We start from the raw sequence: 21,512 nt of genomic DNA on the forward strand, positions 1-21,512 counted from the left end.
ACTCGTGGAAGATTCCGATTCCGATGTGCGTTGGAGGGCGGCAGAGGCGTTAGGCGGAATCGCGAAGAAATACACAAACTCGATTGCTCAACATCTCCCCCATCTCCTAACCTTAATCCCATCCGATTCAGGTCAAGATGCTCATCGCACCATCCTCGCCATCCAAGAGAACTGTAAATACTATAACTACGAAATCTTTCAAGCCTATTTAGAAGCACAGAAAGCCGATCGACAAAAAAGCCAAACCAGCGATCGCTCTCTCATCACTCAAAACTTTTACGCTCCAGTCGATACCGTCGTGGGCAACGTCGAAGGTAACCTCATTGCCCCTCCATCCGATTCAGTAAACTAAACTTAGACACCCATTCCCAAAGCCATCTCATGAACCTAGCTAACTCTAGCGACACAACTGATACCGCGATCGCCCAATCTCAAACACTCCAAGCCCAACTCACTGAGATTGCACCCCAACTCTCGATCGAACATCTCCAAACCCTCACCGACTTCGCCACCTTCCTACTCGACAAAGAATCTACCGAAGCAACCGAAGAACTCAGCAGACATCCCAATCTCCTCAACGAACTCAAGCAAGCCCAAGCAACACCAATCAATCAGTTCAAAAATTGGAGAAACCTTCGCTCCGATGTATGAAGTCGTCCTATCTGCCAACGCCGAAGCGCTTTACATCAAACTCGATCTCGCTACCGCCAAGAAAGTCTCTCGATGCTTCATTCATCTTGAGCAGAACCCCCGCATCCACCCCAACATCAAACCGCTCAAAGGCGACTTCTCAGGCATCTACCGTTTTCGCACAGGCGACTACCGCGTTTTATACGCGATTGACGACGAAACCAAGATCGTTTCCATCCTCACCATCAAACATCGCAGCGAGGCATACGACTGATGAGCGATATCGCCAAAGTTCAACAAAATTTCAATGCACCTGTCTCAGGAGTCGCAGGCAATGTCGAAGGTGACATGATTGTTCATGCACCCGCCCCACAAGTCGCAGCAGCCTCACAAAAGCTCACTGACTTACTCACCCAACTCCGTCAGAAATATCCCACCGCCACAGACGAACAACTCTTCGATAGACTGATCAACGGCTTCCAGCAAATGCCTCAAACCAATCTTCAGAATTGGCAACGCTGGCAAGATACCTTCAGCGTTCTATTTGCGGGAGGCATTGAAGCCACTAAAATTCTTGTTCCAGTTGCAGGCATTCCGATTGAAGTTCTCAAACGCCTCTACGAGATCTACGATCGCAATCGAAGACAACTTCCAGGAGCCTAACCGATGCAAATTACAATTAACCTGCCCGATAACTTATCTCTTACAGAAGCAGACTTACGCCAAGAACTCGCGGTCAGCTTCGCTGTGCCAACGGCAACACACTCTTTCAACAAGACCACGGCATCCTCGGCATACTGCCGATTGCAAAACAACGTCAACTGATTCCTCAAGTTCAGCCGATTCTAAATGCCTTGTGCATCCCAATCGTCAAACCGTAATCTTTGTTTTGATTTGTCCGATCGTCCAGGCACTCACACCTGCTAAAGAGAGTCCCCAAATGCTGCTAAAGAAGCCGTGAGTAGCGCGATATTTCACAATGCGATCGGCTAACCAACTACCAATAGAAGGTAAGGTCATCAGTTCTGCCAGCGTTGCCAAATTAATGTTCAATCGACCTGCTGAATCATAATGGCTGGGTTCTGCCCCTTGGGGAGCAAATTGCACAGCGATCGCATGAGCCGTCGTGATGTTTTTGAAGGTATAAGACGGGGCAATATCGATGGAATTGCCGTCTATCAACAGTTCTGCAATCTGGTAATCGGCATCTGGCGCGATCGCAAAGGTCTGGTCTGCTCCGTGCTGAACCACAATGGAACCTTTTGGAGTAATTTGACCGTGTGATCCGGCAGTTGCAGTGATTGTATAGGTTCTATTCTGCGAGGGAACCAGCCGCTCTAGTGCTGCTCGTGCATTGATCCGACCTGCGCCCAGCATCCCGGCATACGGCGCATTCACCGCATCGATCGGATCGGCAGTGTCTTTAATGATTGCGATCGCATCTGCCGGACTTAGATCGGGTTTGACCGAGAATAACAGCGCAATCAGCCCTGCAACATGAGGCGCTGCAAAGGATGTCCCGCAGGTGTACACATATTTTTCTGGAGTCGATGTCGTGTAAATTCCGGCTCCTGCGCTGCCTTTTTCACCACCTGGTGCGGCAACAGTAATGCTCTGCTGCCCATAGTAAGAATAGCTAGCTTTGCGATCGCCTACCCCAACAGCGGCGACGGTACAAAGATTGGTCAACTGCGGATCGCGGTAAGTATGAGCAGACGGATAGTGGAGTTCATCGGGTCGTTGAGCAGCACCAGGGGCATAGTTACCCGCAGAAGCAACCACGGCAACCCCTCGATTTTGTGCCTCAACCAACGCCTCGCGAATCCCGATGTGTTCGCCATTGGTACGCCAGCTTAGATTGATCACTGCCCGCTCTCCGGGCTGGAGATACGTGAGTGCCTGGCGAATCGCAGCGGCTCTTAAGCCATAAGCTGGAGACGCAAACTGACCCGGAATTTTGATCGGCAGAATACGACAATTAGGCGCAACGGCATACGCAGCAGCATCTTGCCGACTGATCACCCCCGCAACTTTTGTACCATGGGCAATCACCGCTTCATTGGGCGATCGCTCGCTATCGAGAACACCTAAATCAAAATTGAGATCTAATGTCTGCCAATCGGAACGAAATGCGGGTTTCAACGCTTCATGATCAGTACGAGCGCCGCTATCGATAATGATGATCGTGACATTTGATGATCCTTTTGTGATCAGATGAGCTTCTGAGAGATGAATGGCATCGTAGTTCCAATAGCGATCGGACTCCTCAAACTCCTCATCGTTCGCCACAACTGATTGATCCAAACCAAAATCTTCAAATCCGACCTGATCGATTTCAGCAAAGAGAACGTCGTCTTGCTGTTGGGCGCGATCGATCGCTGCAAGTACCGCCCGAACTACATCCCGATCCTCTGGCATAACGCCCAACTTGGTGCGGTAATACCCCACTCCCGGTATGGCATTTGTCACTTGAAGTCCCAAGGCTTGAATCATTGACCAACACTGGGCCTCAGCAACATCGGGGCGAACCCACAAGTCGAGCGATCCTGGCACAAGATACCGCTCAAATCCTTCGGCGTCTCGCAATACGGGATGAACATTGCCTGCAAAAGCAGCTTTAAGATCATGGGGAGCGGGATCGGCTTCAAATTCGCTGGGTTGCACAATCCGAAAGTCAAACTCTGGTAGGGAAGGCAACACTTCGACATAGCCTGTCGCTTCCAGAGGATCAGTGGTTTCTAAATCGGTTTTTGCCGGAATTAAGTAGCGTCCCAAAACAGGTGTAAACGTGATTTCCTTGTGCGCTTGCTTATCCTGATAGCTCAGCGGAGCAATCAGAAATAGCTGGTCTAATAGAGCACGAGGGAGCGCAGTAGCCGCTTCTAGTTCTGCGATCGCATAATACGGTCGCCCTTGAGCCACGATTTTTGCCCGTTCAGATCTGAGATGAGGAATCCGAGCAATTTGAGTGGAGGTAATGCGGTTGGGGTTTAAGCGGAGTTGTCGAACGGCGGCGGGATTTTGCAACACGCGATCGACCGTGACGCGATCTAGATGCGTGCGATCGCAAATCGTTTTTGCTGGGATAACCAGCCGTCTTTCAAGGACGGCTTGGGCTTCTGCTGCACTCAGGCTAAGAACAAAGCATAGGGTTTCTTGCAGCGACACGCGCTGAAATGGTGGAGTGCTATTCATACTAAAGTTCAGTTTGAAGATTGGTGGGTTTGGAAAGGGATGAGGTAAGCATCATTCCGCATCCCTACTTTGATGACGAATCTGATGACGAAGCGCTAGTAAGCTGTGTCTGATCGAACGATGAACGCCAATCTACTTCATCCCTCGTCTTTGCTGACCTTGCCATTCGTAGCGCCGCGACTCCTGCTGCCAAAACCGTTGCGGCTGACGAACCATTAATGCTACTACCCCCTGCCAGATCGCTAGGAAAAACATCTTGTCCAGGAGCATAACAATCGACTTGAGATTGACAGCACCAAGACAGGGGCACACCCGCTAAAGTTGTGGCTGAGACAGCAACTACACCCGGTAATCGAGCTGGAAATAGGCAGACATCAACGCCATAATTTCCAGCCGCCGCAAAGATCTTGCAGCCTTTTGCTAGGGCTTGACGCACGGCTTGCTGCACGAGCGGTGAACTCTGACGCCGACCCAGAGGGAGCGCGATCACCTGAGCGCCTTGAGCCAGTGCCCAACGAATGCCTTGAGCGATCGCAACCGCGCTAGTCTCGCGATCTCCGCCCAAAACCTTGCCGACTAGCAATGTGCAGGCAGGCACAAGCCCTCTCAAATCCGTTTGTCCCACTAGTAATGCTGCACCTTTAGTTCCGTGTCCGCTTCGATCAAAGACACCGCCACTACCTGTAAAGTCTCGCGCCTGTATCTGAGCGCCTTTTAGCAATGGATGTTGCAACTGAATGCCGGAGTCAAGTAAGGCAACTCGAATACCAGCACCATCTTCTTGCTCTAGAGCGGTATCCCAGCGGAGAAAGGGGGAATGGTCAGTCGCAATAGTAAAGTCATGCAGCAAGTGGCGAAGATCGATCACGTTCTTTGACCATTGCTGCATGACAGCCAGAGGAAGAGTAATGCTCATAGAGGGAGGCGTGTTATGAATCTCTGTTCCTTAAACTTCGCCAAGATTCAGATCGAAGAATTGGGAAGAAATAGGGAGAGATGGCACCAGCGATCGCCCATTCTCCCTAGCTCTAATCAATCTGAGCGATTTAAAGTTGGCAGACTAGGCGTATAGCTTCCAGTAGTAGTTGACGATGTAGTGCCCACCATGCCCATAGAAGTGAGCGGTACGCACATCAGATGTTGGGCTGCCCCATGTGCCGTTAGGATAGTTCCACCGCGCATTAAAGCTAGGTACGGTACAACTTGCGGTGAAGACTGGGAAAATGTCATCTTGGAATGCAGTGATAATCCAACCAACAAGTTTGTCAACGATCCAAGCAACCGCTTGACCAATGGCTGCAGCAATGGCAGGGCCAACATATCCAGAAAGCGCACCCGTCACGGCCTTCGCGATCGCTTCTTTCACCTTTTCACCAATTTTTTCCCAAATGGTGTTGAGGGCAGTCGAGAGTCCACCATTGTCTTTCTCGGCGAGCATCAGCGCGACTTTGTAAGCCTTGGGCCAATAGTTGCCTTCTTGCATACTGAACCAGTGATAGTTCCAATTGGGGGAATAGTTCTTTTCATCCCCATCATCAAATCCGCCTCCTACATAATGTTCGGAGATTTTTTTGCTGTCGCCGTCTTCATCGACCGACACGCCTGCGATCGCAATTTCATCGCTGCCCCAGAACTCAGGGTTGGTTTCATCCACACACTTAACGCGGGTGACGTAGAACCCTAATTTGTCGGTAACGGCTTGCTCCTCAAACTCGTCCGCGCCCGCACCCGCAAACGGATCGGTCGAGTAGACGGGGCCCCAAATTTCTTGAAGCTTTTCTGCGTTATAAACATGAGATTCTGCCGCTCTCTGAGTAGACATGTCGATCGCATCTTCAAAATCTTCAAACCCCTGAGGCAGGTTTGCCGCCGGAATCAAAAGTCCTTCGGGTGTCATTCGTCCAACGCCTTGAGGAATCGAGAGGTGGGACGTTCTGATGCCGAGTAGCTTCTGATCGATGGCTAGAGGAGCGAGTCCTTCATGGGCACGGTCGAACCCAATGCTCACAAACTCTTTACTCTCAAGTTGTCCATACCGTCCAAATAGAGTAGTTCGCAGTTCTGGTGCAGCGCTCACGAGTTGTGTCGCTTTTGTTTGCACTCGCTCTAGCTTTGCCGCATCCATTCGCTTGAACGTTTGCTGAAATGTTTCTTCTAACGTATCGGCACGAACCGCTTGATTAGGATTAGCAGCAACCGAAGCAAAGGAATACTGCACAGCTTGAAGCACGTCGTTGGCAATCTTCCGAATCTCGCTATTGTCTGGTTCGGGAGCTCCAGAGGTATCTGTGGCGGTGGGTCTTAGAAGTTCAATCGGGAGGCGATCGAGGGGGAGGCGATCGAGGCGAGTGATCGATGTAGGCATATCAGTTTCCTTAATTTAGATTAAAGCGATTAGCGCAAGGCTCAACTCAAGGAACCGCATTAATCCACAAACGTTTTGAGTTTTGGCAGTGAATCAACGCAAGTAGCCGTCGTTGATTTCATCCTAAAAACTCAAGAGCGCTTTGGCAGTGCCCATTGGGGTACTCGTCGCAGTTAGATTGTAAAAACCGAAATGACGATCAACTAGGGAACGCAAGCCTCATTCCCTGCACATCTTAAATAGCGATTTTAATGAATATGATAGCGATTTTAATGAATATGATAGCGATTTTAATGAATATGATTCGGAAAGAAAATTTGAAAAAGTTACTTAAGGTGTCAATACAAATGCCGTGAGATTTACAAATATATTTTTAGAAGGATCACTTGCTAAAATGCGAGTAAAACGAGTTTATATTAATAGGACTAGTAATATAACTATTTAAGCGTAATAGTATTATGAACACATATTCAGTAAAATGAGATAATGAGGTCTATATTGGAAGTCATGCTACTTAAAATGAAGATGAGGTAAATGAGAACAATGATAAATGACAGAGTTTCGCAGCGTATTATCTTCTTTGACCCAACCCATCTTCAAACCAATAAGGAAGATCAATCGTCTCATTTATCAAGCTTTATAATTGGGTAGCAGTATCCTCCCGGTGGCTAGGGGCACATCGTAGCAGCGAAGATACTGTGACAAGCCGCCCAACAATCTGCCCCATCGAGTAGAATTTCTTTCCACCCATGCAGCACCCGATTGAGCAAAAGCCGGAGCCGTTATCTGCTTCAAGTGAAACAACAACTGAAACCGAGGGTTTAACATATCCGCACTGTGAGTTACTCGGAACTGGAAGCGAGATGGCGAGCCGAATCAGCTCCTTCGATTGGTCGCAAACTCCCGTTGGCGCGATCGCAACCTGGTCGCCAAGCTTTAAATCGCTGATCAAAACGATGCTTGCCTCACGCTACCCGATGGTGCTGACCTGGGGACGCGAATTTACGCAGTTCTACAACGATGCCTACTCACAGTTGATTGGCGATAAGCATCCCGCTGCCCTCGGACTCGACATCCGCATCACGCTTGCCGAGGCGTGGGACACGTTAGGCCCCATGATTCAAACGGTAATGGCAACGGGAAGCGCCAACTGGACGCCTGCTTTGCTGCTCTTGCTAGAGCGATCGGGCTACCGAGAAGAATCCTATTTCAGCGTCTCTCATGCCCCCGCTGAGGATGATGCAGGGCAAATCGTCGGCATGCTGGCCGTGTGTAGCGAAGTGACGCAGCAGGTTTTGGGAGAGCGGAGGCTGCGGCTATTGCGCGATTTATCCTCGAAAGCAGGCGAGACTCGCAGTGTTGAGGCAACCTGTCACGATGTGGTCGCGGCGATTGGGCTGCATCCGCTCGATGTCCCTTTTGCTCTACTTTACTTACGAGAACCAGATGGTACGCTGACTTTACGCGCCTCGGTGGGACTAGACGTGAATGATGTCATTCCACGATCGATTACCTTAGCCTCCTCCGATGAAATTTGGTCATTGGCGCGGGCGGCGGCAGGTGAAACTGTTGTCGTTGAGACCCTCGATCGCTTCATAACCGTTCTGGGCGGTCCGGGGGATGAGGCTGTTCATTCTGCTTTGGTCATGCCGATCGCGGCGTCTACTCAAACGGCCTCGCTCGGCGTTTTAGTTGCAGGCGTTAGCCCCAATCGTGCCCTCGATGAAGGCTATCGCTCATTCTATGAGTTGCTCGTTAGTCAAGTTTCAGTCTCGATTCGCAACGCTCAGGTCTACGAAGAAGAACGACGGCGGGGCGAGGCACTCGCTGAGCTAGACCGCGCCAAAACCATGTTCTTTAACAATGTCTCTCACGAGTTCCGCACACCTCTAACCTTGATGCTTGCCCCGGCTGAAGATGCGCTGGCAGATGTTGAGCATCCCCTTTCCCCACCGCAACGCCGCCGAATTGAAGTGCTGCATCGCAACAGTTTACGTCTGCTGAAACTGGTCAACACCCTCCTCGATTTCTCGCGGATTGAGGCAGGACGGACGCAAGCAACGTTTGAGCCAACGGATCTACCAACCCTTACTGTAGAACTCGCTAGCGTCTTTCGATCGGCGATCGAGCAAGCGGGTCTGCGCTTGACCGTAGACTGTCCCCCTCTACCAGAAGCTGTGTATGTCGATCGCGACCTGTGGGAAAAAATTGTCTTGAATTTGCTCTCCAATGCTTTTAAGTTCACCTTTGAAGGAGAGATTGCTGTTGCACTGCGTTGGGTTGGTAGTTCTGATGGAGACGGACAAGGCCCCAATCGGGTTGAGTTAGAAGTGCGGGATACAGGAACAGGCATTCCGGCTGAGGAGTTGCCCTGCCTATTTGAGCGGTTCCATCGTGTCCAGGGAGCGAGAGGACGCACGTTTGAAGGATCGGGCATTGGGCTATCACTGGTGCAAGAACTGGTGCATCTGCATGGCGGCGCGATTAGCGCAAAGCGCAACTCCGAAGGAACCGCGGTGCGCAGCGTGGTGAATCAAGGAACGAGCTTTACGGTATCCATTCCAACAGGTTGTGCTCATTTGCCAAGCGCAGCACTTCAAACGGGCACTGATTCTATACGAGCTGATGGTTCGGCCCCATTGACTAGGGCTTTGCCCTATCTCGAAGAAGCGTTGCGCTGGTTACCCCAGAACCCGGTTGAAAACACTAATGAAAACACGAAACTCGCGCCTCGGACGCATGAACAGCCAACAAGTCTGGACAGAACAGACAACGGGACGGAACGGAGCCAATCGCGCATTCTAATCGTGGACGATAATGCCGACATGCGCGATTACCTCAAGCGGCTGCTTCAGCCCCACTATGATGTAGATATTGCCGCAGATGGGGAAGCCGCGATCGCGCTGATCGCATCGTCAAATAACGCCACATCCCGACTGCCCGATCTCGTTCTCAGCGATGTGATGATGCCAAAGCTGGATGGACTCCAGCTACTCCAAGCGTTGCGAGCTGATCCTGCAACGAGAGAAGTGCCCATTATCTTGCTATCGGCGCGAGCCGGCGAAGAATCGCGGCTAGAAGGGTTAGAAACAGGGGCAGATGACTATTTGATCAAGCCCTTCTCCGCTCGCGAACTCTTAGCGCGAGTGCGGGCAAGTTTAGAGATGTCTCGACTCCGCAAACAAGCGGAACTAGAGCGGGCCGAGCGCATTCGAGAGCAGGCGGCGCGGGTAGAAGCAGAGACGGCTAACCGCATGAAGGACGAGTTTCTGCAAGTTCTTTCTCACGAAATTCGCACGCCCCTGAACGGGATGTTGGGCTGGGCGCAGATGTTGAAACAAGGGAAATTAGACGCTTCGACGAGCCTTCGGGCGTTAGATGCGATCGAGCGCAGTGCCAAAACGCAGGCGCAGCTTGTCGATGATCTGCTGGATGTTTCTCGCATCATTCGCGGGCAGCTACGCCTGGATCTTCAGCCCGTCTCGCTCCCCTCCATCATTACGGCTGCGATCGATGCGGTGCGCCCCAGTGCCGACGCAAAATCCATTCAGATCCAAACCCTACTCGATCCGGATGCAAGTCTTGTCTCTGGAGATGCAAATCGTTTACAGCAGGTGGTCTGGAATTTGCTCTCCAATGCAATTAAGTTCACGCCGCCCTCTGGACGGATTGAAGTTTGGTTAGAGCTGGTAGGTGAGTGGGTTCAGATCCAAGTTAAGGATACGGGAATTGGTATTCGCGCCGATTTTCTGCCTCACGTGTTTGAGCGGTTCCGTCAAGCCGACAGCAGTACGACGCGATCGCAGGGCGGACTGGGGCTAGGACTCACGATTGTGCGTCATTTGGTCGAACTGCATGGAGGAACGGTACGAGTAGACAGCGAGGGAACGGGACAGGGCGCGACGTTCAGCGTGCGGTTGCCAGGGTTACAGGTTCAACCCTCCTCTCCTAACCAGCAGCCGTCGATCTCAACTCAGCCGATTGGTTCCCTAAGCGGGCTGCGAGTGATTACCGTCGATGACGATGCTGACAGTCTCGCCCTTATCACCTTCATTCTTGAGCAGGCGGGCGCTGAGGTTACCGCCGTCACATCAGCCGTCGAAGCCCTCAACGCGCTACGTCAGGTTAAGCCTGATCTGTTGGTGTCCGATCTGGGAATGCCCGATCAGGACGGCTTTTCGCTGATTCGCCAAATTAGGGCATTGCCCGCCGAGCGGGGTGGCAGAATTCCCGCGATCGCGCTGACGGCCTATGCCAAAGAAGAAGACCGGAGACAAGCGTTGTTGTCTGGGTTCCAGACCCATATTCCCAAGCCAGTTTCACCAGAAGAGCTAGTCGTCGTTGTGGCAAATCTTGCGGCTAAACCTTAAGATTCGGTTTGGCGCATTTGGTCGAGGTACGCTCGCCAGCCTCCTAAGTGAGAAATATCGCGGGCGTCTGCCACGGCGTAAGACTCGCAGATAAAGCCCTGAACCGTTTCGCCATCTTCTAGAACCAGAGTGCCAATGCCAAGCGGAGACGGGATTTGAGCGACAAAGCGCCCATAGCCCGCGATCGCAAGTTCCCATACTTCGAGTGCGATTGCGCTACCCCCCTCGCGCTGACGAATCAAGCCAGGTTTAGGGATCGTTCCTCCGGTCAGGGCATAGAGGCGATAGATCGGGCTAGTGTTGCAGGCACGCACTAGGGTTGCCCCTTCGTCCGTCAGTTGATAGTTGAGCGGCTGTCCGGTGAGATGTGCTCCCACGACCGCCACTTTTACCCGTTCGAGTGGAGAAGATTGAGAGGTCATAGCGTCGTCACTTAATAAACTTAATGGAGTTGGAAAGGGAGAAGGAACGGAAAAACCTTTGGTTAATCTGTTGATTGAACTGGTTAATCTATGAATTGACTAATGAAAGAATGATTGTACTTAACTTCATCCCTCATGCCTTCTTAGAGGAACCTTGGTCGCGCCGAGAGTGCCACCAAGAAGGTCATGATAGGCGGCTCCTAGATGGCAAAGGGAGGCATCATGCCATGCAAGCGCGATCAGCGTTAAGCCAGTTGGTAGTCCGTTCGATTGAAACCCGCTTGGTACTGCCACAGCACAGAGATCCAGCAGATTCACAAAGTTTGTGTAGCGTCCTAGATTGCTGTTGAGGGCGATCGGTTCTGCTTCGACTTCTGCCACGGTGTAGATCGTGCCCGTGGTGGGAACAGCTAACACATCCATCGCTTGCCACTGGGTATCGGCTAACTGACGCAGATCGGCTAAGCGGTAGATCCCGCGAAAAGCATCCACGGCATCGTAGCGTTTGCCCCCGTTAATAATCTCATACACGGTCGGATTCATCAGGGCGGGGTTAAGAAAGTCTGCGATCGCGGCGAGCCGTTCTGCTACCCATGCCCCGCCGTACAGCAGTTGAGCCGCCTCTGCAAAGGGCTGGAAGTCGATTGGCACTATTGTGCATCCTAAGGTTTGGAGATGAGCGATCGCATCTCGATACTGCTGTTCTGCGGAGTGATTTCCGAAGAACGTCAAATCCTGATCGCCGGGAATGCCGACACGCAATTTAGCAATCTCTGGCAATGCGTTTACGGTTGGTTGACGCGAGAATCCATCTTCTGCATCGTAGTCGCCCGCCACTTGCAGCACCGCCGCCGCATCCTCGCACGTCAGAGCAAAGATCGACACACAATCTAACGTTCGCACTGCTGGAACGAGACCACGGGTGCTGATCAAGCCCTTTGTTGGCTTGAGTCCAATGATATTTGTGAACGCCGCTGGAACCCGCCCTGAACCAGCCGTATCCGTTCCTAGGGCAAAGCTAACAAGTCCGGCAGATACAGCGGCTCCTGACCCTGCGCTAGAGCCACCCGGAATGTAGTCTGAATTAAATGGGTTCCGACAGACACCGTAGGGGGTGCGAGTTCCTACTAATCCAGTAGCAAACTGATCTAGGTTTGTTTTGCCAATTGGAATTGCACCCGCTGCGCACAGTCGCTCAAGAACAGTGGCGCTGCGTTCTGGAGTGTAGGCATAAGCTGGACAGCCTGCGGTTGTGGGAATGCCTGCCCAATCTAAATTGTCTTTGATCGCAAATGGAATTCCGTACAGAGGAAGGCGGCGAGGATCTCGATCGGCAAGGGCTTTGGCACGAGCTAACGACTGAGCGATCGGGGCGAGGTAAATCCACACCGCCGGATCAGCGTACTGCTCAATGCGATCGTAGACGAGCTTGATGACAGCTTCCGGAGTGGTTTGTCCTGTTGCATATTGGTGAGCCAGCGATCGCAGGTCTAAACTCTCTGTCCAATCCATACCGTTGTTATCCTTTCAAGTAGTGCCGTTAGGACGATTGGTTTTTGTTCAGCAAGGGATGAATTCAATCTTGCTTCATTCCTCATCGCTCGCTCTTGCTCAATCCCCAAGCTGAATCGCCGCAAGAACTTGTCCTGCTGTCACTGTCTGCCCTGGTTGACAGAACACTTCCGCGATCGTGCCTGGTTCATCCGCGATGACCGCTATTTCCATTTTCATCGCTTCTAAAATCATCAGTTGATCGCCTTCTGCAACCGCATCTCCAGGCTTGACCAGCACTTGCCAGACATTCGCCGAAACGTGAGCAACGATCGCTTCTGTTCCGGGCGGCAAGGTAATTGCCACTTCATCTGCTGCGTCTAACGCTTCTTCTGCCTTGGCTTCGGCCTCAAATTCTCCGGCGGCTGACCAGCGATCGCGCTCTGCATTAAAGGCAGCTTGCTGAGTCGCTTTAAACTGAGTGATTTGAGGCGCGATCGCGTCTAAAGACTCGTAGTATTGCTTGAGGCTGAAGGTGGTTTCTTCAATTTTGAGTTGCACTTTTCCTTCTAGGAAAGCAGCGCGATCGCGCTGCAATTCCTCATGCGAAACGGGATAGAACCGGATTTGGTCAAAAAAGCGCAGCAACCACGGTTGACTGAAATCAGCGGTTTGTTTGAAGCGATTCCACATTTGCAGCGTGCGTCCTACAAATTGATAGCCGCCCGGGCCTTCCATCCCGTACACACAGAGATAAGCGCCACCAATGCCGACCGCATTTTCCGGTGTCCAGGTTCTCGCGGGGTTATATTTGGTCGTTACCAAGCGTTGACGCGGATCAAGTGGAGTGGCAACGGGCGCGCCGAGATACACATCTCCCAACCCCATCACCAGATAGCTGGCGCTGAAGACAATCTCTTTCACCTGTTCGACGCTTTCCAGCCCATTAATCCGACGAATAAATTCAATATTGCTCGGACACCAAGGCGCATCAGAACGCACAGATTGGATGTACTTCTGAATGGCTAATTGTGTTGCTTCATCATCCCAGGACAGGGGTAGATGTACGATTCGTGTTGGTACTTCTGCTTCCATCACGGAGGGCAGTTCGTTTTCGGCAGCAATCAGAGCATCGAGCAACGCTTGTTGTGACAACACACGACTGTCGTAGTGGACTTGCAGCGATCGCATTCCGGGCGTGAGATCCAAAATCCCCGGTATGTGATGGGCGATTAACCAGTCCATTAGGATATGAGCGCAAAAGCGCAGTTTGAGATCGAGGATTTGAGATCCGTATTCGATCAGCACGTACTTGTCTCCTGCCTGTCGATAAGTGACCCCAATGTGATCAGGAGAATCAGGAATGCAATGGAGAATGGGAGAATGAACAGTTTGGGAAACGCCAGATTGCACTGGCGGCGTGACTTGTAGCGTTGCAATTTGCTGGTCTTGCGCCAGTTCACGCTGCAAGGCTTCTGCAAACGTTAGACGGTAGAAGCGAACCGTATCGCCTGGTTTAAGTTGTCCAATTTTCCACAGTTCTGCCTGAACGATCGTGGCAGGGCAAACAAACCCGCCGAGACTCGGACCATCTAGCCCTAAGATGATCGGCATATCGCCCGTGAAATCAATGGTGCCGATCGCGTAGGCATTATCGTGAATATTAGATGGGTGGAGTCCAGCTTCGCCGCCGTCAGAACGGGCCCATTTCGGTTTTGGCCCAATCAACCGAATGCCGGTGCGCGTTGAGTTGTAGTGAATTTTCCAATCGGTCGAGAAGAACAGAGCGATATCTTCTTGGGTAAAGAAATCGGGCGCACCGTGAGGACCGTAGAGGACACCAATTTCCCAATGGTTGGTATAGGTTGGAATCAGTTCCGTTGGCAGCGTAGACTCCGCGTGTTCCAATTCAGCCGACTGATTCAGCTTAAGGACATCTCCCGGACGCAGGGTTCGTCCTGCATGTCCGCCAAATTTGCCTAATGCAAATGTCGATTTGCTCCCCAAATAATCGGGGACATCAAACCCATGTTTGACCGCTAAATAGGTACGATAGCCATCTCCCTGAACGCCTTTTAGCTTCAAGGTACTTCCCGCCTGAACCGGAACAGCGCTCCAAAAGGGTACGGGTTCACCATTCAGCGTTGCTTTCATCTCAGCACCCGTGAGACAAATGACGGTATCGGTATTGAAACGCAACGTTGGACCTGTAACCGTAAACTCCAACCCTGCTGTCGATTCAGGGTTGTCGAGCACCCGATTTGCCAATCGAAACGCGAGATGATCCATCGGACCTGACGGCGGCACACCTACATTCCAATAGCCAACCCGTCCTGGATAGTCTTGAATGCTGCTATAGGTTCCCGCATCCAGAACATCGATCGTGAGCGGCGCATAGTGAAAGGAATTTAGAAAGCGGGTACTCAGGTCTCCCCGACTGAAACTAGAATCGTCTAGAATTTGGCGCAAATACGCCAGATTGGTTTCGATGCCATCAATGCGGCTGTTGTCGATCGCTGTTTTGAGATGCGCGATCGCGTCCTCACGATTGTCCGCGTGAACAATCACTTTTGCTAATAGGGGATCATAGTACGGCGTGACTTCCGTTCCCGTCTCGATCCAGCGATCGCAGCGCACCGTGTCGGGAAACGTGACTTGATGCAACGTGCCAGAACTCGGTTGGAAATTTTTCGCTGGATCTTCAGCATAAATCCGTACCTGAATCGAGTGTCCTTGTGGCTGATACTGAAACTCTGATAGGGGAAACAGATCGCCCGATGCCTGCTTGACCATCCACTCGACTAAATCAACTCCGTTAACGGCTTCAGTAACGCCATGTTCAACCTGCAAGCGGGTATTGACTTCTAAAAAATAAAACTGCTGCGTTTGCACATCAAACACATATTCCACTGTTCCAGCCGATTGGTAATGGACAGCTTTTCCCAGCCGCACGGCTGCATCTGACAGTTCTTTTCTTAATTCATCAGTGATATTCGGTGCAGGCGTTTCTTCAATCACTTTTTGGTTGCGGCGCTGTGCTGAACAATCGCGCTCACCGAGGGCAACAACATTGCCGTTTCCGTCTCCAAAGATTTGCACTTCAATGTGTCGAGCCGTTTGAATGTATTTCTCTAAAAATACTCCGCTCTGTTTGAAGTTGCTTTGGCTTAAGCGTTGAACTTTCTCAAACGCCTCTGTTAGATCATGTTCGGTGTGACACACCTGCAACCCAATCCCGCCGCCGCCTGCTGTACTTTTAAGCATGATTGGATAACCAATTGCGATCGCGGCGGTTTGGGCTGCCTCTAAGCTTTCTAGCAAAGGCGTTCCGGGCGTGAGGGGCACTTGATTCGCCTCTGCTAGTTCCCGCGCAGTATGCTTCAGACCAAACTGACGCAACTGAGTAGGCGTCGGCCCAATGAATACAATACTGTCTCGTGCACACGCCTCCGCAAACTCAGCATTCTCGCTCAAGAAGCCATAGCCCGGATGAATGGCTTCCGCCCCGGTTTGCTTTGCTACTTCTAGGATGCGATCGTAGTTCAAATAGCTTTTCGCCACGGCGGCTTCACCGATACACACCGCTTCTGTTGCCATGAGCACGTGTTTTGCGTGAGCATCTGCTTCTGAGTAGACCGCAACAGAAGCGATCCCTAAGCGATCGAGCGTGCGAATAATCCGACAGGCAATTTCACCTCGATTGGCAATCAGAATTTTGTTGAACATGTGTGCTTTTGAACTCAGGAGTTTGAAGACGGCATAGAGGCCGGTTGACTAACAAATTTTCAATTGCCCTCACCCTACTGCTCCCCTAGGAGAAGGAACAAGAATTGGATTGACTTCCTAAATGGGGGATGAGGGCAAAGAAATTGTGTCACCACAGGAATTCACAGAGTAAATCAAGGGCAACATAACAGAGGGACAGACGTTTTTTCTTATGCCTTCTCTGTTGTGACTTACATCGCGTCCCAGATGATTAACCGAATCGGAGTGGGATTGTAAGCATTACAGGGGTTGTTCATTTGCGGACAATTAGAAATAGCAACCAGCACGTTCATCTCAGCCCGCAGATCTACAATACTGCCTGACGCGGAAATCCCATCAACAATCTCTAATGTGCCATCTTCTGACACCGGGACATTCATAAAGAAATTGATGTTACTGACCATATCGCGTTTGCCTAGCCCGTAAGGAGCCAGTGCTGTTAGAAAGTTCTCCACACAGGCGTGCTGGTACTTTTTATCTAAACCAAAGCGCACCGAATTACTTTCACAGCTACACGCTCCCCCAGATGTATCGTGTCGTCCGCAAGTGTCCTTCAGAATGGTCATGAGGACTCCACCATCATTGGAAATCAGTTTACTGTCTGTGGTCAAATAGATGTTGCCTTGAGCAACAGTTGTATCTTGAGCGCTGTATCGCTCGGATGGGTCATCAGCGTTATACACCAAAAAATCGACCGCTTGATTTCCTCCCAAATCTTCGATGCGAAGAATCTGTCCCTGCTTCACCACATGAGACCAGGGATGTCTAGCAGGTAACACCTCGTCGTAAATCGCGGTAGCGGGATCAAGGACACGTTCAGCAGTGATCATGATTGAGTTCTCCTACAAAAAATGCAATGTCTAGATGAATGACAGATAGATTGCTAGGCAAAGTAAATTTAGCCAAAGTGAATTACTGCGCGAATAAGGCATCGGTGTTGATGAATCCACGAACTGCTTCAGGATTCGCTGTCCGGCACGAGTCGTCAGGTTCGGGTGCAGGGGAATCCCAAATGGTGACTTGAATCGGTTTTGGGTCAAACACGTTGCTGGGGTGAAGTACATGCGGACAGTTGGAGAGAATCACCAGCACATTCATCTCTGCTCGCAGGTCAATAAAGCTATCCGCAGCGCCGCCTTCTACAAAGCTCATCTTGCCGTCTGGATCGACCGCAACGCGACTAAACAAATTGAGATTAGGCATGATGTCTTTTTTGCCCAACCCCCGGCGCGTTAGTGCTTTGAGAAAGTGATCGCGGGAATTTTGCCAAAAGTCGCCGCCCTCATATTTCGCGGCATTGCGGCTGGCATTGCTGCATCCGCCTAACAAATCGTGATAGCCAGACGTATCTTCCGTGATGGAGAACAACACGCGCCCCATATCGGAATAGATCACCATGCCTTTTTTGAGAAAGGCGTTGAACTGAATTTTGGAGGTGTCAGCGACGTTGAGCCGCTCGATCGGATTGTCGGCGTTGTAGGCGAGTAGCGACACGCCTTGTGAACCTGCTAAATCAGTGACTCGCAGCGTATTGCCGCGTTTGATTACGCCCTGCCAATATGCACCACCTGGTACGGTTTCGTCTAGAAGCACTAGGTTTGGCGAGATGGCGGCGTTTGGTTGAGTAGACGCGGTGTGTCCCATAAAGTCCTCCAGTTACGATGATTCAAAGACAATGACTCAAACAACGATCAAAGATCCAAACAACAAAGCCCAGGAAGCCGACAACAGTGCCCCTCTGTTGCTTGGCTCTCCCGGGCTTTTGTCCCGCCGTGTGACCGCTTCTGAACTCTGATGGAGTTAGATCTAAAAGCGGCTGCTTCTCTCGGACCAGACATCTCGCTCGCAAGCCAGACCGGAACCCTAGAAGCAAAGAATTAAATGTGATGCAATTAGCGCAACTCTGGAGAAGATGGCTAGGCCAAGCTTCAAAGACTTGCTGAAATACCCTACCCCTACGTTAGAATTCTGCTGAACATGCTTCCTAGGCAATAGCTAGATTTTTAGCACAGCTAAATCTCTAAGGCAACTGATCCTTTAGGTAGATAACTGTAAACCAGTCCACAAGATTGTAGCGACAGCTACAATTTTTCATTCTAGGTTCCATCATGCCGCTTTCCGATGCCGCTAACTGGTTGCACTGGCTAGAGTCTTGCCCTAGCACCAATACTTGGGCAATGAATGCTTCGCGCCACCCAAACGAAACGGCCCAAATCCGGTTGCAGCATGGAGATGTAGTATTTACGCCTCAGCAAACGGCTGGACGAGGACAGCACGGGCGAATCTGGCATTCCCCTCCTGGCGTGTTGACGGCCAGCATTGTCCTTGATCGAATTCCTGCTGTGCATTTACCCCAATTAAGCTTGGCAGCAGGACTGGCAGTGATTTATGCGATCGAAGATCTGCTACCCGATTTGAAAAATCGGCTGCGCTTGAAGTGGTCGAACGATGTTTTATTTGACGGGCGAAAGCTAGCAGGCATTTTGTGTGAAGCAATTAGCCCGTTGTACAACTCCGAGTACAACTCCGAAGGAACCGCGAGTCGTGGAATGGGACGAGCCATAGTCGGGGTGGGACTCAATCGCTGTGTCGAGTTTGAGCAAGCTGGATTGGATGCCAGTGTGGTTGCTTCGGAGGTGCGCGAAGCGCTGATTAGTCGGGCCGTCAGCTTACATCAAATCTCGCCGATCGTGCCCGACGAGTTCCTGTTGTTGGAGCGGTTGCGGCATTACTTACTGCAAGCTTCAGAATTGATGCGATTAGAGAAACGCGACGCGGAGGACTGCCCTGGACTTACAGCACTATTACCCGCACTCCGCCAGCGGGATGCTCTGCTTGGTCACTTCATCACGGTAGATTTGGGCAATAAACAGATTTCAGGCGAGGCAGGCGGCATTAGCGATCGCGGACATCTCCTCTTGAAATGCGCCGATGGCAAGGTACGATCGTTCGTCTCAGGACACATTCTCTGGTGAATTCATGCTCAACTCTGATTCCCCGATCTGGCGACCCTACACTCAGATGAAAACTGCCGCGCCTCCGCTTAATGTCATCAAGGGCGAAGGCATTTGGCTGGAATTGGATGATGGGCGGCGGATCATGGACTGCATTTCTAGCTGGTGGGTGACAATTCATGGACACGCTCACCCTGCGATCGCCCAAACCTTGTATCGGCAAGCACAGCAGTTAGAACAGGTGATCTTTGCTGGATTTACTCATGAACCCGCCGAGCAGCTAGCCCGCAAATTATTAACCCATGTTCCGGCTTCTCTAACTCGCGTCTTTTTTTCCGACAACGGTTCAACGGCGGTTGAAGTGGCGCTGAAGATGGCATATCAGTATTGGCACAATGGGGGAGAGCCACAGCGATCGCGCTTTATTAGCTTTGAGGGCGGTTATCACGGTGATACGATCGGGGCGATGTCGATTGGCAAGAGTTCTCCTTGGTGGCAGGCGTTTCAGCCTCTGCTGTTTGAAACTGATGTTGTTCCGTTTCCAGCGACGTTTGATGGAGACGAGCAGGTTGAAGCCAAGGAATCCGAAGCGCTGGACAAAATCGAATTTTTGCTCAACCAAGGGCATCATGCCGGAATCGTGATTGAGCCGCTAATACAGGGAGCCGCCGGAATGCGGATGTGCCGCCCCCAATTTCTGCAAGCCCTCGCTCAGCTTGCCCGTCAGTTTGGCGTTCTGTTAATTTATGACGAAGTAATGACGGGGTTTGGTCGCACAGGTTCGCTGTTTGCCTGTTTGAAGTCTGCTACAGCGCCCGATATTATATGTCTTTCTAAAGGGCTGTCAGGCGGCTGTTTACCCCTGTCGGTAACGCTGGCAACCGACGCGATCTATGAGGCGTTCTACAGCAACGACGCGACGAAAGCGCTGTATCACGGTCACACTTACACGGGCAACCCGCTTGCCTGCGCCACAGGATTGACCTCATTAGAACTCCTTCAACAGCAGCCTCACTTCCAGGACATGGAAAACCATCACCGTCGCTACTTGGTGCAGTATCTGCAAGGGCATCCGAAACTTGAACACCTGCGGATCTGTGGCACGATTGCGGCAATGGAGGTGAAAACAGACGGAACAGACGGCTATTTCAATGCGATCGCGCCCATTCTAAAAGCCAAATTTCTAGAAGCAGGATTTCTAATTCGTCCGCTGGGCAACACAATTTATCTAATGCCGCCTTACTGCATTACGACAGATGAACTCGAATCGATTTATCGAGTGATTCGACAAATTCTGGATGAGTTGTAATTCTTTTCCTGCCGCGCTGAGCAGATGTGTATGATTATCGTATCTGTATCAATAGCGAGTACAAAGATTGGTGATTACAAAGTTGAACAGCAAGTGCAATGAAGGTTAGGCATCGCGATTCTGCTTGGATTTATACAGACTACACCCTAAGTGCGACTTGGCTAGCATTACTTTGGCAACTTCTTGTCCATAGATGTGACTTAACAAGGGAGGCAACCAGCCAAGGGTGGGTTCAATTCCAGACTCCCTGAAACCCCGATAACGTTCAAAAAAATCATATACCTGCATATTGAAACTAGGGACACCTGATTCAATCATTGCCATAAAATCTGGTGAACCACCGAGTAATCCACAATATTCATGGCACATCATGATTCCCCACCTACCCTGAGCAGAGTAGATAACACTGTCTAATTCATAAATGTCCATCCCTAAGTTGATACCAATCATCTGGTTATCATTGCCTGTGGTGTCACCGTACCCAACAAGCAGTTCTGAGAGAGAGACATAGCAATGGCGGGGAGCGCCTTCATCTTCCCATAAAGAGGTTATGTAACAACCTTCATCACCTACTTCAGTGGCAGCAGATACTAAAACTTTAACAGGAATGGCTTCATCAAATGAGCCACCACAAGGATAGACAATCCTACGCTCAGTTATAGCAGATGAAAAAGGCTGGTTAGTAAAATCGTAATCGACAAAGACTCGTTTTAACATAGGTTCAGCTTCTTTGCGGAACTCGGCTTCTGTTAGCGTATACACGGAGCATTCCTCGAAATAGTAGCAATCCCAAAAATCATGAATGTCTCTGATTATCACATTTGGCAACAGAGTAATTTATTGCTTCTGTGTCAGGGTTTCAGAAAGTTTTGATTAGGAGTACCAATGGTTTTAGGAGTACCAATGGTTAAAGAGGTTAAAGATATTAGGTTCTGTTGACAATTTAACGCAGTCAGATCAAGGAGAGATCGCGAGTCGAATCGGGTGTGGGTGAGATCGCGCTTTCCAAAG

The 21,512-nt window shown here is 50.8% G+C and carries 17 protein-coding genes and 1 riboswitch; of the genes, 8 read left to right on the top strand and 9 right to left on the bottom strand.

Annotated features, from left to right (window positions below; translation table 11 throughout):
• The 5 genes from AC5I6P_RS29660 to AC5I6P_RS29680 form a co-directional block, all read left to right on the top strand.
• Positions 1-352 (top strand): hypothetical protein (locus tag AC5I6P_RS29660; protein ID WP_495697383.1); only part of this gene is annotated, 352 nt, incomplete at its 5' end.
• Between the two features lie 29 nt (positions 353-381).
• Entirely contained in the window at positions 382-651 is a 270-nt protein-coding gene (locus tag AC5I6P_RS29665) for a hypothetical protein (RefSeq protein WP_495697384.1), read from the top strand.
• The gene (locus AC5I6P_RS29670) at positions 644-904 is read left to right on the top strand and encodes a type II toxin-antitoxin system RelE family toxin (protein ID WP_495697385.1); all 261 of its coding nucleotides are present in this window, start codon (positions 644-646) and stop codon (positions 902-904) included. The genes AC5I6P_RS29665 and AC5I6P_RS29670 overlap by 8 nt, the downstream gene beginning before the upstream one ends.
• Positions 904-1,293 carry a hypothetical protein gene (locus AC5I6P_RS29675; protein ID WP_495697386.1) on the top strand — a complete coding sequence of 130 codons (390 nt, stop codon included), beginning with the start codon at positions 904-906 and terminating at the stop codon, positions 1,291-1,293. The genes AC5I6P_RS29670 and AC5I6P_RS29675 overlap by 1 nt, the downstream gene beginning before the upstream one ends.
• 3 nt (positions 1,294-1,296) lie before the next feature.
• Positions 1,297-1,455, top strand: coding sequence for a hypothetical protein (locus tag AC5I6P_RS29680; protein ID WP_495697387.1), 159 nt, complete (start codon positions 1,297-1,299; stop codon positions 1,453-1,455).
• 45 nt (positions 1,456-1,500) lie between these two features.
• Here AC5I6P_RS29680 and AC5I6P_RS29685 read toward each other — a convergent pair whose 3' ends face one another.
• From AC5I6P_RS29685 to AC5I6P_RS29695, 3 genes are all read right to left on the bottom strand, one after another.
• Positions 1,501-3,825 carry a S8 family serine peptidase gene (locus AC5I6P_RS29685; RefSeq protein ID WP_495697388.1) on the bottom strand — a complete coding sequence of 775 codons (2,325 nt, stop codon included), beginning with the start codon at positions 3,823-3,825 and terminating at the stop codon, positions 1,501-1,503.
• A gap of 64 nt (positions 3,826-3,889) precedes the next feature.
• Entirely contained in the window at positions 3,890-4,741 is an 852-nt protein-coding gene (locus tag AC5I6P_RS29690; RefSeq protein ID WP_495697389.1) for a S8 family serine peptidase, read from the bottom strand.
• Positions 4,742-4,885: 144 nt separating this feature from the next.
• Positions 4,886-6,190: a hypothetical protein gene (locus AC5I6P_RS29695; RefSeq protein WP_495697390.1), complete on the bottom strand. Its 1,305-nt coding sequence runs from the start codon at positions 6,188-6,190 to the stop codon at positions 4,886-4,888.
• Positions 6,191-6,939: 749 nt separating this feature from the next.
• Between AC5I6P_RS29695 and AC5I6P_RS29700 the strand changes: the two genes are divergently transcribed.
• Complete coding sequence (locus AC5I6P_RS29700; protein WP_495697391.1) at positions 6,940-10,560, top strand: ATP-binding protein; 3,621 nt, start codon at positions 6,940-6,942, stop codon at positions 10,558-10,560.
• Here AC5I6P_RS29700 and AC5I6P_RS29705 read toward each other — a convergent pair.
• The 5 genes from AC5I6P_RS29705 to AC5I6P_RS29725 all read right to left on the bottom strand — a co-directional run bounded on the left by AC5I6P_RS29705 (position 10,557) and on the right by AC5I6P_RS29725 (position 17,882).
• Positions 10,557-10,982, bottom strand: a complete 426-nt coding sequence (locus tag AC5I6P_RS29705) for an allophanate hydrolase-related protein (protein ID WP_495697392.1) — start codon at positions 10,980-10,982, stop codon at positions 10,557-10,559. The two genes, AC5I6P_RS29700 and AC5I6P_RS29705, sit on opposite strands and share 4 nt — an antisense overlap.
• Before the next feature lie 126 nt (positions 10,983-11,108).
• Positions 11,109-12,494, bottom strand: coding sequence for an allophanate hydrolase (gene atzF, locus AC5I6P_RS29710; protein ID WP_495697393.1), 1,386 nt, complete (start codon positions 12,492-12,494; stop codon positions 11,109-11,111).
• A 99-nt stretch (positions 12,495-12,593) separates the two neighbouring features.
• Positions 12,594-16,199 (bottom strand): urea carboxylase, encoded by a 3,606-nt coding sequence (uca, locus tag AC5I6P_RS29715; RefSeq protein ID WP_495697394.1) that lies wholly within the window; start codon positions 16,197-16,199, stop codon positions 12,594-12,596.
• A 230-nt stretch (positions 16,200-16,429) separates the two neighbouring features.
• A complete protein-coding gene (locus AC5I6P_RS29720; protein WP_495697395.1) occupies positions 16,430-17,068 on the bottom strand; it encodes an urea amidolyase associated protein UAAP2 in 639 nt (212 codons plus the stop codon).
• Positions 17,069-17,150: 82 nt separating this feature from the next.
• Complete coding sequence (locus tag AC5I6P_RS29725; RefSeq protein ID WP_495697396.1) at positions 17,151-17,882, bottom strand: urea amidolyase associated protein UAAP1; 732 nt, start codon at positions 17,880-17,882, stop codon at positions 17,151-17,153.
• Positions 17,883-17,987: 105 nt separating this feature from the next.
• Positions 17,988-18,116: riboswitch (guanidine-I (ykkC/yxkD leader) on the bottom strand.
• A 230-nt stretch (positions 18,117-18,346) separates the two neighbouring features.
• Here AC5I6P_RS29725 and AC5I6P_RS29730 point away from each other — a divergent pair.
• Both AC5I6P_RS29730 and bioA read left to right on the top strand, forming a co-directional pair.
• Positions 18,347-19,213 (top strand): biotin--[acetyl-CoA-carboxylase] ligase, encoded by an 867-nt coding sequence (locus AC5I6P_RS29730; RefSeq protein WP_495697397.1) that lies wholly within the window; start codon positions 18,347-18,349, stop codon positions 19,211-19,213.
• 4 nt (positions 19,214-19,217) lie between these two features.
• Entirely contained in the window at positions 19,218-20,501 is a 1,284-nt protein-coding gene (bioA, locus tag AC5I6P_RS29735) for an adenosylmethionine--8-amino-7-oxononanoate transaminase (protein ID WP_495697398.1), read from the top strand.
• A gap of 105 nt (positions 20,502-20,606) precedes the next feature.
• Here bioA and AC5I6P_RS29740 read toward each other — a convergent pair whose 3' ends face one another.
• Complete coding sequence (locus AC5I6P_RS29740; RefSeq protein WP_495697399.1) at positions 20,607-21,263, bottom strand: hypothetical protein; 657 nt, start codon at positions 21,261-21,263, stop codon at positions 20,607-20,609.
• Between the last annotated feature and the right edge of the window lie 249 nt (positions 21,264-21,512).

The sequence above is a fragment of the Myxacorys sp. genome (genome assembly GCF_059501405.1).

Coding starts and splice junctions, on each gene's coding strand:
- AC5I6P_RS29665 (WP_495697384.1), top strand. CDS start 382: ATGAACCTAGCTAACTCTAGCGACACAACTGATACCGCGATCGCCCAA.
- AC5I6P_RS29670 (WP_495697385.1), top strand. CDS start 644: ATGTATGAAGTCGTCCTATCTGCCAACGCCGAAGCGCTTTACATCAAA.
- AC5I6P_RS29675 (WP_495697386.1), top strand. CDS start 904: ATGAGCGATATCGCCAAAGTTCAACAAAATTTCAATGCACCTGTCTCA.
- AC5I6P_RS29680 (WP_495697387.1), top strand. CDS start 1,297: ATGCAAATTACAATTAACCTGCCCGATAACTTATCTCTTACAGAAGCA.
- AC5I6P_RS29685 (WP_495697388.1), bottom strand. CDS start 3,825: ATGAATAGCACTCCACCATTTCAGCGCGTGTCGCTGCAAGAAACCCTA.
- AC5I6P_RS29690 (WP_495697389.1), bottom strand. CDS start 4,741: ATGAGCATTACTCTTCCTCTGGCTGTCATGCAGCAATGGTCAAAGAAC.
- AC5I6P_RS29695 (WP_495697390.1), bottom strand. CDS start 6,190: ATGCCTACATCGATCACTCGCCTCGATCGCCTCCCCCTCGATCGCCTC.
- AC5I6P_RS29700 (WP_495697391.1), top strand. CDS start 6,940: ATGCAGCACCCGATTGAGCAAAAGCCGGAGCCGTTATCTGCTTCAAGT.
- AC5I6P_RS29705 (WP_495697392.1), bottom strand. CDS start 10,982: ATGACCTCTCAATCTTCTCCACTCGAACGGGTAAAAGTGGCGGTCGTG.
- atzF (WP_495697393.1), bottom strand. CDS start 12,494: ATGGATTGGACAGAGAGTTTAGACCTGCGATCGCTGGCTCACCAATAT.
- uca (WP_495697394.1), bottom strand. CDS start 16,199: ATGTTCAACAAAATTCTGATTGCCAATCGAGGTGAAATTGCCTGTCGG.
- AC5I6P_RS29720 (WP_495697395.1), bottom strand. CDS start 17,068: ATGATCACTGCTGAACGTGTCCTTGATCCCGCTACCGCGATTTACGAC.
- AC5I6P_RS29725 (WP_495697396.1), bottom strand. CDS start 17,882: ATGGGACACACCGCGTCTACTCAACCAAACGCCGCCATCTCGCCAAAC.
- AC5I6P_RS29730 (WP_495697397.1), top strand. CDS start 18,347: ATGCCGCTTTCCGATGCCGCTAACTGGTTGCACTGGCTAGAGTCTTGC.
- bioA (WP_495697398.1), top strand. CDS start 19,218: ATGCTCAACTCTGATTCCCCGATCTGGCGACCCTACACTCAGATGAAA.